We start from the raw sequence: 17,556 nt of genomic DNA, 5'->3' as shown, positions 1-17,556 counted from the left end.
AGCGGAAACAGGCTTGCTAATGAATCGCTTTTAGTCTGTGATTGGGCTTTCTGATGTGTCGATTGCAAAAACATTCAGGATTGTTTGTTTCTTAGGACACCGTTTAGTTATATCAAATCTAGTTCTTTCAACGCTTGCCAGATACCATCGTCATCATTGCTGGTAGTGACTTTGTCTGCAACTGCTTGGATCTCGGGAGCCGCATTGCCCATTGCTACACCAACGCCGGCTGCTTGCAGCATTTCACGGTCATTTTCGCCATCACCAAAGCAAACCACATTCTCTCGGGAAATACCAAGCTGTTGTGCTACTGAAAGGATCGTCGCTGCTTTTGATCCGTCTTTCGGCACGACATCGACACTATTTTCATGCCAACGGACAAAACGTAATTTGCTGTAGCGATCGTCAAAGTAACCTTCGTAATTTTCCCCGTAAAAAGCCAATGCTTGATAGACTTCTTTTTCTTCTGGGAAGTCGATATCCAATTCAGGCACCTGTGCCCCAAATGAACGCATCGCTTCATCCATGATACGAATATTCAAGGAAGACGCCCGTTTTGCCGTATCCATTCCCACAAAAGCTGTATCGATTCCCAAGCCGTTTGCTTCAGCAACGAATGCTTTTAGCTGTTCTTCATCCAATAGCTTTTTGTACACTTGCTGGTGTGCCAAAAATGCAGCCGCACCATTGCATAAAATGTAATTATCAAAAGCGAGGGAGCGGATGATGTCTTTTGCGAGAAAACGACTGCGGCCTGTAGCAACTGTCACGAAATGTCCGGCATTTCTTAACAGCGCCAATGCTTCAATCGTACTTTCCAAAGGTTGCTTGTTCGAATCCAGTAACGTGCCATCAATATCAAAAGCAAAGAATTTCCGATTCATATCCATAAAAAACTAAGACTCTCTTTCTATTAAGAAATAACAAGAATTTTTACTTTTGGAGCAGGTTTACTCCAAAAAGCATACCCTATTCTTAACATAAAAAGTTAGCTATTTCAATAAGTGCCACTGCCCCGAAAAAAATTGCTTCTATTAAATAAAAGTTGTTTTTGTTTTTTTTGCGGCCAAGTTTTCTATGGGGATTGGGTCCAATGAATGCGTGTTTTGGGCTTTATTGCTGCCGAAATCTTCTGTCCCTGCTTTTTTGGCACACATTTGTTGATCTCTTGAATCACAGCCTTCCTGCCCATGTGAAAGGAAAACTACTGAAGGACGATTCGAGCAGCAGACACTCTGTTCTGTTTTTTTCTCTTATTGAGGAATTCCTGTTTTTGTTCCCCAAACTTCATCTGCCACTTCAATGATCAACTGCAGTTTTTTCCATTGGTCTTCTTCCGTCAAAATATTGCCTTCCTCCGTTGAAGCAAATCCGCATTGGGGGCTTAAACTCAACCGTTCTAATGGAACGTATTGACTGGCTTCTTTGATGCGATCAATCAAGGTGTCTTTCGCTTCTAAGGCGCCATCTTTACTTGTTACCAGACCAAGAACAATTTTCTTTTCTTCCGGTAGAAACCGCAATGGCTGGAAATCACCGGAACGCTCATCGTCAAACTCCAAGAAAAAGGCTTCCACATCCTCATGCCCCAATAGTGAATCCGCAACTGGCTCATAGCCTCCCGATGACGCCCAAGTCGAATGGTAATTGCCACGGCAAACATGGGTGGTCACGTGCAGATCTTCAGGCAGATCCACCAGTGCACTGTTATTCAATTCAAGATACAATTCTTGTAATTTTTGTGGGTCATATGCATCATTGGTCCTTGACTGCCAGTAATTTTTGTCCACCAGCATTCCCCACGTACAGTCATCCAATTTTAGATGGCGGCAGCCAAGCGCGTACAAGGCTAAAATCGTTTCCCGATAGGCTTGCCCAATATCAGCAAACAACGCTTCTCGATCTGGATAAATAGCGTTCACTTTTTCTTCATTACTGTCTCGAACAAGTTCGACAAACAATTGGGCAGGTGCGGGAATACTTTGGCGAACGGGGACCCCATCTGCCTGAGCCGCAACAAACCGGTATTCATCAAACACGGGATGTTCAGGATTGAAGGCAATTTTTCCATTTAATCGCGCCGAGTCTGCTCGGGTTTCTTCCCCATGAAACAAGTATCCTTGATCCATTAGAACATGCTCTACTCCTTGAAAGCCCCAGAAAAAATCCAAATGCCAATAACTACGACGAAATTCACCATCACTGATAAACTTCAAACCAACTTCCTTTTGCTTGGCGACTAACTCACTGATTGTTTGATCCTCGACTTCTTTCAGTTCAGCTTGTGTGATCTTCCCAGCAGCAAAGTCCTCCCTTGCTTGCTTCAACTTCTCCGGGCGCAAAAAACTTCCTACGATTTCATAATGATTGATAGCTTGGCACATGGTTTCTCCTCCTTTTTAGATAAAAAAAAAATCCTTAAGAGATCATCTCTTAAGGATGTAATAAACTTACATGGTACCACCTTAGTTTGCCCCCCTCTTACGAAGAGTGCCTCTACTCCAATGCGACGCTTGTGCGTGATATTGGGATCTTTTTAACGGGGACATCCGTGCACTTCTAAAACCTGCGTTCTCGAAGCACCCACTCAAAAGTCATTTTCAGATTCGCTTTCTTTCACCCTTTTTCAGCTGCCGGGGCTCTCTGTTAGAAATTCCACAGAATCTTACTTTCTTTTTCTACGTGTTTACTTATTGATTTTTAACAAGAATAGCAGAATGATTTTTCGCTGTCAATCATCTTTTACAAAAAAAAAAGAAGCATTGCTGCTTCTCTTAATCCACGTATCTTAATCCACATAGGTTGATTTCGATTGATTGAGCCAAGCATAGCCAAGACCCATGACCAAGCCGCCGCCAATGTAGTTGCCAATAAAAGCAAAGACCAGGTTGTGAATCACGCTGCCCACTGTCATTCCGGCTAAGTGTCCGCCAGATGCCCAGAATGCCAAAGTAAATGCCGGGAAGTTGGCGATGACGTGTTCATAGCCTAAGAAGGCAAAAATAAAGATAATGAAAATGATCGCAGCGACTTTCCCTGCATCATCTTTCATCCGCATACTTACTAAAACCGCTGTGTTCACCACAATATTTGCAAACATTGCTTCAACAAGGATTTGCACAGTTGATTTATCCAGCTTTGCCGTAATCGAAGTCAGCAAAAAATTATCCGCAGGCAACCCTTGGAAAGGTCCCGTTAAGGAAATGATTGAGCCAAAAATGACGCCGCCGATCAAATTAAAAAGCACACAAGTGAACAAAATCTTCAAAGCCAAAGGAACACTCAAACGTTTGCGATAAACGCCAACAGTCATATACAACATATTCGATGTACCTAATTCCGCATTCATATACAAGATCATGACAAGCGACCAACTAAACATAAATGCATACAACATTTTTCCTAGCCCGTGTACAATGTCCTCGCCTTTCATAGCAATTGCAAAAGCAATCGCTGTTCCTAGCGTCAAGAAAAGACATGCCATCATGGCCCGTACAGCATAACGCAAATAACTGCTTTTGATCAAATCAACTTTCTTTTCAATGGAAGAATCAATTTTCTCAAATAATGGGGATACTGGGTTCATTTTTCTGCTCCTTTTAAGGTATGATAATTATGCATAGGATAAATTGCAAAACACCTTCATATTTTAATAACCAACCAACTATTTGTAAAGCATTTTCTGAAAAAACGTAACATTTTATGAAAACATTCATTTATTTTTCAGAATAAATTGATGCAATCTTACCTTGACTTTTGAGACCATTTTATCGTACAATGGTCATTGTGTAAAATAATGCAGCAGGGAAATAACAGCTCGTCACCAGTTCGTTGCCTACAAGGTTCAATTGCGTAACCGCGGCTGCAAAGGTGAAGATTGAAGAACGAACTGCACGGATGTGAATTTTTCAACGGATTATTTTACTCCAAACTATATTTATTGGAGGAACTAAATTATGTCTCGTTATACAGGACCATCATGGAAAATTTCTCGTCGTTTAGGAATTTCTCTTTCAGAAACTGGTAAAGAATTGGCACGTCGCCCTTACGCTCCAGGACAACACGGACCAAACAGCCGTGGCAAAAAATCAGAATACGGTATGCAATTGACTGAAAAACAAAAACTTCGTCATATGTATGGCATGAACGAACGTCAATTCCGTACATTGTTTATCAAAGCAAGCAAAATCAAAGAAGGTAAACACGGTGTTAACTTCATGATCTTGCTAGAACAACGTTTGGATAATGTCGTTTACCGTTTAGGTCTTGCAACTACTCGTCGTCAAGCACGTCAATTAGTAAACCATGGCCATATTTTAGTAGATGGCAAACGTGTAGATATCCCTTCTTACCACGTTGAAGTTGGTCAAGTGATCAGCGTTCGTGAAAAATCACAAAACATCTCAACAATCAAAGATGCAATCGAAGCAACAACTGGTCGTACTGCATTTGTAAGTTTTGATGCTGAAAAATTAGAAGGTTCATTGACTCGTTTACCAGAACGTGATGAATTAACTGCAGAAGTTGACGAAGCACTAGTCGTTGAATTCTACAACCAAAAACTATAAGATGTTTTATCGAAGCTGTGGCAAAAGTCTTGTCACAGCTTTTTTTGTCTAATCGATTCGGCGCTTTATTCAGGAACCGACCGTTCTACAAAAACAGAAAGGTAATTTCCCAAAATTCCTTCTTATTTTGAGGCTGACCCCTGTGGGCACCTTTTTTTAGCAATCAAAAAACTGTGCTGGTTTTCCAAATGAAATACCACACAGTTTGTAATGAATCAAAGGGACAAATCAAATGATATTAACGACAGACTCCCCAGATGATTTTTTTTGGTGGTAATTAAATAGCAGCAAGTCTTTCTGGCGTTTTTTAAAGATGATTTTCCGAATGTTACGGGGAACAAATTTGCGAATATCATCTTCATTGTAGCCAACTTGCAACTTATCACCATCAACGATGATTGGACGTTTCAACAAGTTAGGGTATTGTTCGATCAACGACAATAATTCTTCTAATTTCAGCTCGTCCAAATCGATGTCTAATTTTTGATACACCTTTGAGCGGGTTGAGATAATATCTTCGGTTCCGTTTTTCGTCAAAGAAAGAATTTCCAGTAGTTCATCACTATTCAATGGATCGCTAAAAATGTTTCTTTCTTTGAATGGTAGTTCATTTTCGGTCAACCACATCCGCGCTTTACGACAAGATGTACAACTAGGTGTTGTGTATAGTGAAATCATTGATCATTCTTCCTTTCTAATTTTTCTTCGGATTCTTATTGATTATCTTTGATTTTTTCGATCGTGTCTTGTTTGACGACATCCACGATACGAATGTTGATTTCTTTGATTTCCAACGCAGTCAATCGACCAACTTCTTGCAAAACCACTTCTTGGATCTGGGCAAACAACTGCGGAATATCCTTCCCATAAGCAACAACCACCTCTAAATCAATCGCTACTTGTTCTTTGCCAACTTCGACTTCGATCCCCGATGTGACGTGATTCTGTTGTGCCAAATCATCCGTCATGCCTGAAAGAAATTTTCCATCTGCACTGATCAACCCATCGATCGATGTCAAAGCCACGCCCACGATCGTCTGCAAGACTTTCTCCTCAAATGTCAGAGCATCTGCTGTGCTTGCTTGTTCATTTTCCATCTTTTCACACTCCTTCTGCCAACATTTCTAAAAAAGGACGTTTTTCTAATAAAAGATCAACCAAAACCAACAGCCCTTTACTAGTATCTGAGACGACGAGTATAAATACCCTCCTCTATTAGCATAGAATTTTTTTGTTTTTTTTACAAAGAAAAACACTTGTTACTGGATAAATTATTGCAAATCAATAAAAAGTGTTGTTTTTTTTAACAGAAAAAGCGATCCCAGAAATTATCTGCAATCGCTTCCTAGAGATGGAGGAATACCGCTGTTAAAGACTAGCGCTGATCCAATCCTTTATATTCACGGTCAGAAGACACTTCTTTATAAGCTGGCCGCATGATTTTCTGAGCATTGACTAATTCTTCGATGCGATGCGCAGACCAGCCGACGATGCGGGCAATCGCAAACATCGGTGTGTAAAGTTCCTCTGGCAAGTCCAACATTTTGTAAACAAAGCCACTGAAAAAATCGATATTCGCGCTGACGCCTTTGTATATTTTACGTTTTTGCGCAATGACTTCCGGAGCGATCCGCTCAACCGTTGTATACAGCTGATATTCCTGCCAAGCAGCGGCTCCTTTCTCCTGCGCAAGTTTCGCAACATAGTTTTTAAAGATTGCTGCTCGGGGATCATTGACACTATAGACTGCATGCCCCATGCCATAGATCAATCCCTTATGGTCAAAGGCTTCTTTCGCCAAAATTGCTTCCAGATAGCGGCGGATCGCTGTTTCATCTGTTGAATCCGCCACTTGTTGCTTCAAGTCTGTCATCATTTCCGTTACTTTGATGTTTGCTCCGCCGTGTTTCGGTCCTTTTAATGAACCTAATGCTGCAGCAATCGTCGAATAGGTATCCGTACCACTAGAGGTCACCACGCGAGTCGTAAAGGTCGAATTATTGCCTCCCCCATGTTCCATATGTAAGACTAGTGCCATATCCAACGTCTGGGCTTCTTGAAAACTATAGTCTTTATCGGGGCGCAGCATGGTCAAGATCGTTTCCGCCGTACTTAACTCTTCTGAAGGGCGATGGATATACATGCTTTCCCCTTGATTGTAATGGTTATAAGCATGGTAAGCATAGATGGCCAGTAATGGAAAAACACTGATCAGCATCAAGCTTTGTTCCAAGACATTCTCGATACGGACATCATCTGCTTGGGGATCGTAACTGGCTAATGTTAGAATGCTGCGAGACAAACTATTCATAATGTCTGCAGAGGGTGCTTTCATGATCACGTCACGAACAAAATTCGTCGGAAGTGTCCGTTTGTCCGCCAAAAGCTGACGAAAGCTTCGCAATTCAGTTGAAGTGGGCAATTCACCAAAAAGTAATAAATATGCAATTTCCTCAAAACCAAACCGATTTTCTTCAACAAATCCTGCAACCAGCTGGTTGATATCAATGCCACGATAACGCAGTTCACCACAGGCATCCACGGGCTTTCCTGCAACGATTTTCTCTGGATAAATAGTAGAGATGGTCGTCAAGCCAGCTAAGACCCCTTTCCCATCCAAATCTCTCAATCCGCGTTTGACATCATATTCTGAATAAAGATTCACATCGATTTGATTATGCTCCTGACACAGTGATGAAAGTTGCGCAATTTTCTTTTCTTTTTCTAATCTTTCCACAGCCGTGTTACCTCCTAACATTCTAGCTATCATTGTTAAACGATTGGTTTATTTTTAAATAAAAACTTTTTAACATTATAGCACGATGTTTTTAAAATGAAATGTTTTTCATAATTTTAATTGATTTTTCTTTTTATAATCGTATAATTATTCCTAATAGTTCAATATTGATATTTAAGGAGGATGCACATGAATTGGCACACAACTCTGTACATGGATGAGCAACGCTATACTTTTATGGATTTAGCAAAGGTCGCCGCTGATTTTGACGCTGATTTAAAAAAATTGCCTTATTCGATTCGTGTTTTACTCGAAAGTGTCGCCCGGCACCAAGACGAAGAAATTACTACGGCTTATTTGGCTCACTTGGCCAATTGGAACCCTATTCAGCCAGCTGGCGTTGTCCCTTTTAAACCTGAGCGTGTCGTTTTACAAGATTTCACCGGTGTTCCGGCAGTCGTTGATTTAGCTGCGATGCGAGATGCCATCGTTGCTTTAGGCGGCGCTGCGGATACGATCAATCCGGAGATTCCCGTGACCCTAGTTGTCGATCATTCGGTGCAAGTCGATTGTGCAGGATCTCCTGAAGCAGTGGCTTTCAATACCGCACGTGAATTTGAACGAAACCAAGAACGATACCAATTTCTGAAGTGGGCCCAAAGCTCTTTTGACAACTTTGAAGTCGTACCGCCAGAGACTGGCATCATCCACCAAGTAAATATTGAATCACTATCAGATGTGATCTTAGAAAAGACCATCGCTGGTGAGTCCTTTCTGTTTCCAGATACATTGCAAGGAACAGATTCCCATACGACGATGATCAATGGGTTGGGCGTATTGGGCTGGGGGGTAGGAGGTATTGAAGCCGAAGCAGCGATTTTGGGGGAGCCCTCATTTTTCCCAACTCCAGAAGTTATCGGGGTTTGTTTTGTGAATGAAATGCCTGCTGGTACGACAGCAACGGATTTAGCACTGACTGTTACGGAAGTCTTGCGAAAGGAACAAGTGGTTGGAAAGTTCGTTGAATATTTTGGAACCGGTTATCAACGGTTAAGTTTAGCTGACCGTGCGACTCTTGCCAATATGGCACCGGAATATGGCGCCACTTGCGGTTTTTGCCCCATTGATGAAGAGACCCTCAACTATTTGGCAACCACCGGACGCTCCTCGGAACTGATCGATAAGGTGGCTGCTTATACAAAAGCCAATCATCTCTTTTATGATGCGACAGAGATTCCAGACTACACCAAAACGGTCACTATCGATTTAGCCGAAATACAGCCAGCGTTAGCTGGACCAAAGCGCCCACAGGACCGTATCTTGCTACCGGAAGTTGGCAGTGATTTCGATCGTTCCCTCACGGCAGACAATGGACCAAAAGGCTTTGGGCTTTCGGAGGAGGAATGGCAAAAAAACAGCCAAGTCAATTGGCCAAACGAGCCTGCCGAAACATTGCAGACAGGAGACATTGTGCTAGCAGCGATCACTAGCTGTACGAATACCAGCAATCCTTTCGTGATGCTTTCTGCGGGATTGCTCGCAAAAAAAGCAGTCGAAAAAGGACTGACTGTAGTAAAATCAGTCAAGACATCGTTAGCTCCAGGTTCCCAGATCGTGACTAGCTATTTAACTGCCAGCGGCTTATTGCCTTATCTGGAACAATTAGGCTTCTATTTAGTTGGATATGGGTGTACGACTTGTATCGGCAACTCTGGGCCGCTAGAAGCCCCTGTAGCAGAAGCGATCGAGAATGAAAATTTACTGGTTGCCTCTGTTTTATCTGGAAACCGCAACTTTGAAGGACGGATCCATCCACAGATCAAAGCCAATTATTTAGCTTCTCCTCCACTGGTCGTCGCCTATGCCATCGCTGGAACCATCCGGAAAGATTTGACGAAGGAACCACTAGGTGTTGTGGCAGGACAAGAAATCTTCTTAGCGGATATCTGGCCAAGTAACGAAGAAGTCAATGAGTACATTCAAGCTTATGTGGGACCAGAAGCGTTTCGTGCCGCCTATGCCCATCTATTTGATGCCAATGAACGCTGGAACCGCATCGACACAACAATCAGCGATTGCTATGCTTGGGATGATACGTCAACCTACATTGCCCACCCACCCTATTTTGATGCCTTAACCAAAGAATTGCCTAGACAAACAAGTTTGTCACATTTGAAAGTGTTGGCTAAATTAGGCGATTCTGTAACGACAGATCATATTTCACCTGCTGGCAGTATCGGCTTAGATTCCCCTGCTGGCAAGTTTCTGCAAAGTAAAACGGTCCCTTACCGCGAGTTCAATTCCTTTGGTTCGCGACGAGGCAACCACCACATTATGATGCGGGGAACCTTTGGTAACATTCGCCTGCAGAATCAGCTGGTTCCTGGAAGCAGCGGTGGGATCACCCATTATTTCCCTACAGGAGAAACGATGTCGATCTATGATGCGGCCATGAATTATCAAGAGAATGGACAGTCCTGTATTATTTTGGCCGGTAAGGATTATGGCATGGGCTCTTCCCGGGATTGGGCAGCTAAAGGCACTCAGCTTCTAGGGGTCAAAGTAGTCTTGGCAGAAAGTTTTGAACGAATCCATCGCAGTAATCTGGTGATGATGGGTGTGATTCCTTTAGAATACCTTGCTGGCCAAACCGCCGCTTCCCTAGGTCTTGACGGCTCCGAGTCCTTCTCTATCCAACTGCCTGAAGAGCCGCAGGTCAATCAGCAGATTGATGTAACGGCACAACGCACAGATGGAACAACGATCACTTTTCCAACTCGGTTGCGCTTCGATGCACCAGCGGATATCCGCTACTGGAAACATCAAGGAATCTTACCGATGGTCATTCGTAAAAAAATAGCAGGAGGAACAAATCATGCAATCTAAGACGCTCGTCGCTAGTCCTTCAGTAATCACGATTCCTTACATCCCAGGTGACGGTATCGGTCCAGAAATTTGGGAAGCGGCACAGCCGGTCATTGATGCGGCCTTAAAGCAAGCCTATGGGTCGCAAAGAAAGATTCACTGGCAAGAAGTCTTCGCTGGTGAAAAAGCCTTTAAACACACTGGCGAATGGCTGCCATCAGCTACATTGACAGCCATTCAAGAGGCAAAGCTCGCACTAAAAGGGCCGCTGACTACTCCTATTGGCGAAGGGTTTCGCTCACTGAATGTTACCTTACGCCAAACATTAGATCTCTATGCTTGCGTTCGTCCTGTTCGCTATTTTGCCGGAGTTCCTTCTCCTTTAAAACATCCGGAAAAAACGAATATGGTGATCTTTCGCGAGAATACCGAAGATGTTTATGCAGGAATCGAATTTGAAAAAAATGATCCTACAACGCAACAACTCATTGCGTTGTTGCAAACCCAGTTCCATGTCAAAAACATTCGCTTTCCAGAAAGCAGTGCCATTGGGATCAAACCAATTTCAGAAGAAGGCAGTCGACGATTGATCAGCAGTGCGATCGATTACGCAATTGCTCACCAGTTGCCTTCGGTGACCCTTGTTCATAAGGGCAATATCATGAAATTTACCGAAGGCGGCTTCAAAAAGTGGGGCTATCAATTAGCCGAAACAACTTACGCCGATCAATGTTTCACTATGAACCAATGGGCAGCCATCAAGTCTGAAAAAGGAAGCGAGGCAGCTCAAGCAGCGCTTACGACTGCCCAGCAAGCAGGAAAAGTCATCATCAATGATGTGATCGCAGATAATTTCTTGCAGCAGATCCTTTTGTACCCAGAGAAATTTTCCGTAATTGCTACTTGCAATCTCAATGGGGATTACCTCTCAGATGCATTAGCTGCTCAAGTCGGCGGCATTGGCATCGCTCCTGGAGCAAATATCAATTACACAAGTGGTGCCGCGATTTTTGAAGCAACTCATGGCACGGCTCCTGACATCGTTGGTACAGGGAAAGCCAATCCCTGCTCGATGCTGCTGTCTGCTTGTATGTTATTGGAATATATCCAGTGGGATGAAGCAGCTGAACTTATCACGACAGCTATCGAAACAGCAATCAAGGAAAAGAAAGTAACGGCTGACTTTGCAGCAGTGATGACTGACGCGCATTGCTTGACTACCAAAGCCTTTGGGGATTACCTCGTCACATTGATCAGCCAATAATCACGGCTCTCGTTGCGTTGACTTTGGACAACGCAGCGAGGGCTTGTTTTGTTGAGGACCAATCAGTCCAGAGTTTGAGGGCTTTTTTAATCCCACTCAATCTATTATTGGCGGGTACACTATTGCACGCCTTGAGAAAAAATTCTTGATTTCCTCTTTACTTTTCGTTAACCAAGATTTATACTTTCGTTAACCAACCGTTGGATTATCTGTTAACGAAAGAAGGATTTTATGAGACTAACATTGCGAGAACAAATCTATGCCGCTTTTTTTGCCATTATCATCGCCGGGTTATCCCAATTAACGATTCCATTAGGGCTGATTCCCTTAACAGGACAAACCTTCGCTATTGGTCTGGTAGTCACTTTTCTAGGCTTGCGGACAGGAACTGTGTCGATCATTATTTACTTACTACTGGGACTGATTGGATTACCGGTTTTTGCTGGAGGAACAAGCGGCATCGGTATCTTATTTGGTCCAACCGGCGGCTATCTGATCGGCTTTATTTTTAATGGACTCTTAACAGGGAAACTCTTGGAAAAAGACAGTACAAGCTATGTGAGAGGCATCTTAGCAAATATCGCCGGGGCACTAGCGACTTTGGTTTTTGGCACCCTTTGGTTAAAATGGAGTACCGGAATGGCTTGGGTTGGGGCAATCAATGGCGGTTTCCTGCTCTTTCTTCTGCCTGGTGTAATCAAAGCCGTTGCAGCAGCTTATTTAGGCATTTTTTTAAGGAAAAAAATGCAGATACAAACAAAGAGGCCAGAACAGTCGGAGTAACCCCCGAGAAAGAAGCAAGAAGCCAGGGAAATTATTTTGTAAATTTTTGTGTATGTCGACTTATTTCTAGTTGCTTCTGCTCTCGCCGTTGATATGTACTTAGAGCGGGACTGTGGCATAAGACTCCTACAAGTTATCCGAACAGTAACTATTATTGCTCCTCGTCGCAAAAGTCAGAGGAATCTATCGCAATAAAATATGATTCGGTTTCACTTGTTGGATGATGACTTATGTCACAATCCCGCTCTACTTTTCATTAGTGTATAGGGACTTCAATAGTTGATCCATGTGATGGCTTGTTGGAGTTCGTCTTTTAGATGGGCGGCTTTATACTGATCAAAGGCGGCCTGATTTGCGCGTAAAAGCCCTCGCAGCTTTGTTGGCTGAAAATTTTCTGCCAACTGATTTTCCAGAACAAATCGCCGTGTCAACTGCCATTCATAGTAATAGCCCAAAGGTCGACAGCTATAAATCGTCTGCCCAATCACTTGATCTTCAAACCGGCGATGGGTATGGCCAAAGACCACTTGACGCACATTGTCCATCTCATCAATGACTGCGCCAAATTCCGGTGAACCTAGAAATGCGTTCAAATGATTCCAACGAATGTACTTCCCTGTTTGCTTGACGATAAACGCAGCTTTTGGAACAAAATGAGTCGCGACGATGATCTCTTTTTCTGAAGGAAGCCCCTGCAATGTCTGCCGCAGTCGTTGATTGATCTGATGACTGATTTTGGGATCGGTCCCGGTTCGCTGAATCATCCGATCATACCAAAAAAGCTGCTTGAGACGAAGGATTTCTTCTGGGCTTTGCAAGTCGGAATAGCCGTAATCATACCAGCCGTTGACACCTAACAAGAGAGTGTTTTCCGATAAAGCGACGGTTTGAAAGTTCAAGAAAGCTGGATCCGGATACGTTTCGATTAAGTCTGCTGGCAAATCAGCCATCTCATGATTTCCCCAGTGAAAAGTAGTGGGCAGCTGTTTTTGAAAAAAAGCAACAACCGCCTTGGCTGTCGCCACTTTATTCGCCATATCGCCGGCTAAATGCAGGTGTGTCGCCTGATTGGCTGTTAGCAGTTCAGCGATCAGCTGCAATTCTGTTTCACTGAAATGGTTGATATCCACATGCAAATCGCTGATAACGGCTAATTTTCCCATATCAGCTTCCTGCCACCGGTTTGTCCATCCGCAATAATTGAACATTCGATGCCAACAGACCACTATCAGCAGTCAGCTGTAACCGTTGATACGCTGGATCTACTACCAGACGGGTTTGTTCTTCCAAATACATTGCTGCGCCTTGTTTTAACCAAACCGTTCCAACGGCTGTCTCCAGTTTGGTGTCATAAATCGACAAGCCTTCTTCCGGATAATCCGCTGGTACAAGAATCAAGCGAAAGCTAATATCTAAGCGACACGAGATTGCTGTAGTGGAAAAAGGCCCCACACCATCTTCAAAATCAAGATAGATGCGATCCTGCGCCTGTTTGATCTCTGAAATTTTTGCTATTGCTGCTGGTGCCATATCAATTGTTATTGCCATATCCATTCTCCTTTACATAATTCGTTTTTGCCATTCCTCACGAGTGATTCCCCGCATAACTTCATCCACGATTTGCCCCCGAAATTTTCGAGCCGCAGGAATTTGTGCTTCCACTTTCATGCCGATTTTTTCCATTACACGTCCGGAACGATGATTCCGCTGATCGTGAAGCGCATAGATGCGAACCAACTCTAATTCTTCAAACCCCAAATACAAAAGCATGCTGGCAGCTTCTGGGACAATCCCTTGCCCCCAAAATGCCTTATTTAACGTATATCCTAACTCTGCGACTTCCTTTATCGGATCGACCCGTAGATCAATGGTGCCGATCATTTTGCCGTTTCCTTTCTCCTCGATAGCATATTTTCCTAATGGCGCTGCTAGAAAATAGGTGGCGATCGCTACTTTCGTGTCTGCCAGCGAGCGATGTGTCGGAAAGACGAATTCCGTCGTCTCTTCATCTTTTGCATACTCAAATAAATCTTCGGCATCGGCCATCGTCACAGGACGCAACCATAATCGCGGCGTTTCGATTTGCTGGTTTTCTGCTAAGACCAACAAGTGATTCTTTTTGATTTCCATGTCTATCCCTGCTTTCTTTCTGATTATCCCCGGATACCTGAGCACCTCAGATCGGCGCTTTCTTTTTTGTGCTATAATAGAATACAAGAAAACGCTTAGGAGGATTTTCAATGTCCGATGAATTGGAGAAACGCCTAGATACAGGAATGTATGGAACGCCTCGTATCAATCCAGATGAACAAAGAAAATACTTGGGCACGTTTCGAGAACGTTGCTATCTAAGTATGACGGTAGCAGAAATGAAGAAAAAGGACAACCAAGAAACGTTACAGTCGGTTCTGCCTAACTACCAAGGGGCCCTGATTTTGATCAATGGCAAGCTGTCTGAATCGCTTCAAACCACCTTTATCTCATTAGTCACTAAACAACAGTTGGATTTTCGGATCGTCACTGATGCCCAAACGGCGGATCCTGAAAGCATTGGCTTACTGATCGTTGCCAATGAAGCAGTCAACGAAAAGGTGATCGACATTGAGGAGAAGTATCCGAAGACGGCTTCCACAGAAGAAACAGGTAAAGAGAAGAAGCCTTTCTGGGAACGATTCTTCCGTTAAGATATGCCATCGCCTTATTTCCACTGATTCAGTCGTTACCCATACATCCGCAAAAGGAGCTGCGACAAACGCCTTGTCACAGCTCCTTTTTTTGAACAAGCAGTTAAAAACAGCTTCTTTAGAAATCAGCCCATCCCTCACAAAAATTTGAGAAGCAATTATCAGAAATTCCGGCTTATTTCATGAAATTGACCACTGCACAACCTCTCCTAATTGAAGGATCGATTAGACGAATCGTTCTGGGAAAAGCAGTTTGAGAACGGACATAGTCAAACGACGGCTTTTTCCTTGGTAAGGGTAAATATGCATATGCATGGCGGGATTGAAATTTGCTTCAATAATGCCATAGGCGCCTGCATCAGTAGCCGGCTTCTCCTTATCCGGAATAATCAGATCAATGCCGCTAATCCGCGCCTGTAATGCGGTAACAGCATCCGCGGCGACTTTTTTGTAATCGTCACTAAACTGATCCGTGACATCGATGGAGTCCCCTCCCGTACTAATATTGGAGTTCTCCCGCAAATAAACGATCTGGCCTTCTGCAGGGACAGAATCGATATGAAACCCTTGTTCTTTCAACATCAACTGCTCCAATTCACCTAATTGGATCTTCTCCAACGGCGTGCGGTGATGGGTCCCCCGCAATGGGTCTGTATTTTTGGCAGCGACTAATTCTTTGATCGTCTGCTGCCCATCTCCGACAACGTTCGCAGGTATACGCAGCAGAATGGCTTCGACTCGGCCGTCAATCACAAAGAAGCGATACTCGGTTCCTGCAAGAAAAGCCTCGACTAAAATCGACTGATCTTCAGCAAAAGCCAAGCGAACAGCAGCCTGATAATCCTCAAAAGAAGCGCCATCTTTAAAAATCGAGATCCCAATCCCATAATTCGTTGTCTTTGGTTTGACGACAAAGCCTTGATCCGCAAACTGCGGATAAGCTGCCAGTGCGGTTTCTAACGTCGCAAATTCCGCGCCTGCCGGTACCCGAAACCCATTTGCAGCCAAAATCTTTTTTGTGACTGTTTTATTCGCCATGATCAATGGAACGATATACTGATCCTTGCTAGTCATATTGGCGTTTTTTACATATTCCACTTGCTCATCGCTGGATAACTTCAAAAACTGATCGGATTCATCTAGCACTTCAACATGGATCCCTTTTTGAATTGCATCAAACATTAAAATTTGTGTGGACAATTCCATATTCGTAAAACCTGCTAATTGATACGGTTTCTCCCACGCCTTTTGATGGTAGGACACCCCAAGTTCAGTTGCCACTTGCGCTTGACTTGAAGTACTACTCAATTGGTATAAACGACCGGAAAACGTTTTGGTAGGATCTTCCAACATTGGCAGCAGTTGATCCAATAGCGGCATCGCTGGCGCAGCGATTTCCTTGGCAAAGGCAAGCAACTCGTTTGCAATGCTTTGCGCCTCTTTTCGATAGACTGTTTGAGCCAGTGGATGCTCCAAAGCAACTTGATTGTTTTTGCGATTTCCTTCTTCGACCCAAGCATCCGCGTCAGCGCCTTCCTCTTTTGTTGATAAATACAACAAGAAAAGATGTAAAAACTCGACTTGATCTTGGGAAATACCATACATTTCAAAAGGATTGATATCGATATTGCGCAATTCAATATAACGAATCCCTGCCATGGCTAAGTCAGCAACTTTCTGTCCGCCCCGAAGACGAACCGGTGCATAAAATTCCTTTTCTTCCGAGAGTTTCCCCGTCTCGACCAACTCTGCAATATCCGCCAAATAAGTCTCCAAAGAAGCATAAGACACGTTGACGTCCTCATGATTCGTATAGCCGTAATGACTGTTACGAATGCTGCGAACAGGTTCTTGCGGCCCAGAACCTGCCATAAAATAATTGGCTTCTGTTTGCGGTGTCGCACCGAAGAAATAAGTCAAAAACCAGCGGTAATGCAAGTAATTACGGGTGACTTTCAAATAAAGTTCGGTTTTAAACCTGCGATAATCGGTTTCTTCTGACTTAGCAAATAGCTTTCGCAAAAAGTCATCGCCAAATTCAAAATTGAAGTGAATCCCACTGACCATCTGCTTCCGACGACCATACGTCCTTGCCAAAAAGCGGCGATAAAGGACATCTTCAAAGCGATCCAGCTTCGCAATGACGATATCTTCTTCTTTCTCCGGCAATGCAGGCGGCATACTCAATGGCCACAGCATTTCCTCCGGGGCCAGCGAACGGTAAGCAACATCGTGGATCGCTGCGAGGTAGCGAAACAATTCTTCTGAACTCTCCGCAACTGGCGTAATCAACTCTAACTGATTTTCAGCAAAGTCGGTTTGGATATAAGGATGAAAACTACGATTTCCTAGCGTTTCCGGGTGGTCTGTTCCAGCGAAACTGCCGTCTAAACGTGCACGCTGTGCTTCTCGTTCGATTCCGTAACGTCCATTGAATAAGTAAGGACGCAGTTCTTCTTGTATAAAAAGTGATCTTAGTGTCATATCATTGCCCTCTTTGTCTTAGATTCTTCCTTATTATAGTCAAATTTCCCGCAAAAAAGAATGAAATTGTCCAATTCTCATGTTTAGTTTTTTAAAAATTACCAAGTTTTTACAAATTACTTGAATAAATTTGATATTTGACCTGTAAATAAAGTATACTTGCTATATAAT

At 43.4% G+C, this 17,556-nt stretch carries 15 protein-coding genes and 1 other annotated feature; of the genes, 5 read left to right on the top strand and 10 right to left on the bottom strand.

Features of this window, described 5'->3' with window-relative positions:
• Positions 1–107: 107 nt before the first annotated feature.
• From Q0A12_RS14340 to Q0A12_RS14330, 3 genes are all read right to left on the bottom strand, one after another.
• On the bottom strand, positions 108–884 hold the full coding sequence (locus tag Q0A12_RS14340) for a Cof-type HAD-IIB family hydrolase (protein ID WP_291293326.1): 777 nt from the start codon (positions 882–884) through the stop codon (positions 108–110).
• Between the two features lie 369 nt (positions 885–1,253).
• Positions 1,254–2,384 carry a 5-methyltetrahydropteroyltriglutamate--homocysteine S-methyltransferase gene (locus Q0A12_RS14335; protein ID WP_291293308.1) on the bottom strand — a complete coding sequence of 377 codons (1,131 nt, stop codon included), beginning with the start codon at positions 2,382–2,384 and terminating at the stop codon, positions 1,254–1,256.
• 48 nt (positions 2,385–2,432) lie between these two features.
• Positions 2,433–2,690 (bottom strand) — a binding site (T-box leader).
• Between the two features lie 98 nt (positions 2,691–2,788).
• Positions 2,789–3,586: a formate/nitrite transporter family protein gene (locus tag Q0A12_RS14330; protein ID WP_291293307.1), complete on the bottom strand. Its 798-nt coding sequence runs from the start codon at positions 3,584–3,586 to the stop codon at positions 2,789–2,791.
• 370 nt (positions 3,587–3,956) lie between these two features.
• Between Q0A12_RS14330 and rpsD the strand changes: the two genes are divergently transcribed.
• The gene (rpsD, locus tag Q0A12_RS14325; RefSeq protein WP_291293306.1) at positions 3,957–4,568 is read left to right on the top strand and encodes a 30S ribosomal protein S4; all 612 of its coding nucleotides are present in this window, start codon (positions 3,957–3,959) and stop codon (positions 4,566–4,568) included.
• A 228-nt stretch (positions 4,569–4,796) separates the two neighbouring features.
• Here the strand turns inward: rpsD and spx are convergent, their stop codons facing one another.
• The 3 genes from spx to Q0A12_RS14310 form a co-directional block, all read right to left on the bottom strand.
• On the bottom strand, positions 4,797–5,246 hold the full coding sequence (gene spx / locus Q0A12_RS14320) for a transcriptional regulator Spx (protein WP_291293305.1): 450 nt from the start codon (positions 5,244–5,246) through the stop codon (positions 4,797–4,799).
• 35 nt (positions 5,247–5,281) lie between these two features.
• On the bottom strand, positions 5,282–5,665 hold the full coding sequence (locus Q0A12_RS14315) for an Asp23/Gls24 family envelope stress response protein (protein ID WP_291293304.1): 384 nt from the start codon (positions 5,663–5,665) through the stop codon (positions 5,282–5,284).
• A gap of 278 nt (positions 5,666–5,943) precedes the next feature.
• Positions 5,944–7,305 carry a citrate/2-methylcitrate synthase gene (locus Q0A12_RS14310; protein ID WP_291293303.1) on the bottom strand — a complete coding sequence of 454 codons (1,362 nt, stop codon included), beginning with the start codon at positions 7,303–7,305 and terminating at the stop codon, positions 5,944–5,946.
• A 189-nt stretch (positions 7,306–7,494) separates the two neighbouring features.
• On the opposite strand from Q0A12_RS14310, the gene acnA reads away from it, so the two are divergent.
• The 3 genes from acnA to Q0A12_RS14295 all read left to right on the top strand — a co-directional run bounded on the left by acnA (position 7,495) and on the right by Q0A12_RS14295 (position 12,217).
• Positions 7,495–10,191, top strand: coding sequence for an aconitate hydratase AcnA (gene acnA, locus Q0A12_RS14305; protein WP_291293302.1), 2,697 nt, complete (start codon positions 7,495–7,497; stop codon positions 10,189–10,191).
• On the top strand, positions 10,181–11,434 hold the full coding sequence (gene icd, locus Q0A12_RS14300) for an NADP-dependent isocitrate dehydrogenase (RefSeq protein WP_291293301.1): 1,254 nt from the start codon (positions 10,181–10,183) through the stop codon (positions 11,432–11,434). The genes acnA and icd overlap by 11 nt, the downstream gene beginning before the upstream one ends.
• Positions 11,435–11,665: 231 nt before the next feature.
• A complete protein-coding gene (locus Q0A12_RS14295) occupies positions 11,666–12,217 on the top strand; it encodes a biotin transporter BioY (protein WP_291293300.1) in 552 nt (183 codons plus the stop codon).
• Between the two features lie 272 nt (positions 12,218–12,489).
• On the opposite strand, the gene Q0A12_RS14290 is transcribed toward Q0A12_RS14295, so the two are convergent.
• Genes Q0A12_RS14290 through Q0A12_RS14280 form a run of 3 tightly spaced genes read right to left on the bottom strand, consistent with a single transcriptional unit; the run spans position 12,490 to position 14,347 of the window.
• Positions 12,490–13,380 carry a metallophosphoesterase gene (locus tag Q0A12_RS14290; RefSeq protein ID WP_291293299.1) on the bottom strand — a complete coding sequence of 297 codons (891 nt, stop codon included), beginning with the start codon at positions 13,378–13,380 and terminating at the stop codon, positions 12,490–12,492.
• Between the two features lies 1 nt (position 13,381).
• Positions 13,382–13,765, bottom strand: coding sequence for an iron-sulfur cluster biosynthesis family protein (locus Q0A12_RS14285; protein ID WP_291293298.1), 384 nt, complete (start codon positions 13,763–13,765; stop codon positions 13,382–13,384).
• Positions 13,766–13,777: 12 nt separating this feature from the next.
• Complete coding sequence (locus tag Q0A12_RS14280; RefSeq protein ID WP_291293297.1) at positions 13,778–14,347, bottom strand: GNAT family N-acetyltransferase; 570 nt, start codon at positions 14,345–14,347, stop codon at positions 13,778–13,780.
• Between the two features lie 110 nt (positions 14,348–14,457).
• On the opposite strand from Q0A12_RS14280, the gene Q0A12_RS14275 reads away from it, so the two are divergent.
• Positions 14,458–14,901, top strand: coding sequence for a YueI family protein (locus tag Q0A12_RS14275; RefSeq protein WP_291293296.1), 444 nt, complete (start codon positions 14,458–14,460; stop codon positions 14,899–14,901).
• Between the two features lie 225 nt (positions 14,902–15,126).
• Here the strand turns inward: Q0A12_RS14275 and gshAB are convergent, their stop codons facing one another.
• Positions 15,127–17,385 carry a bifunctional glutamate--cysteine ligase GshA/glutathione synthetase GshB gene (gene gshAB / locus Q0A12_RS14270; RefSeq protein ID WP_291293295.1) on the bottom strand — a complete coding sequence of 753 codons (2,259 nt, stop codon included), beginning with the start codon at positions 17,383–17,385 and terminating at the stop codon, positions 15,127–15,129.
• Positions 17,386–17,556 lie beyond the last annotated feature (171 nt).

Source organism: Enterococcus sp., from assembly GCF_022711995.1.
Classification (GTDB): domain Bacteria; phylum Bacillota; class Bacilli; order Lactobacillales; family Enterococcaceae; genus Enterococcus_D.
Note: the sequence above shows the minus strand (reverse complement) of the source record. Positions and strands in the feature narration are given on the sequence as shown.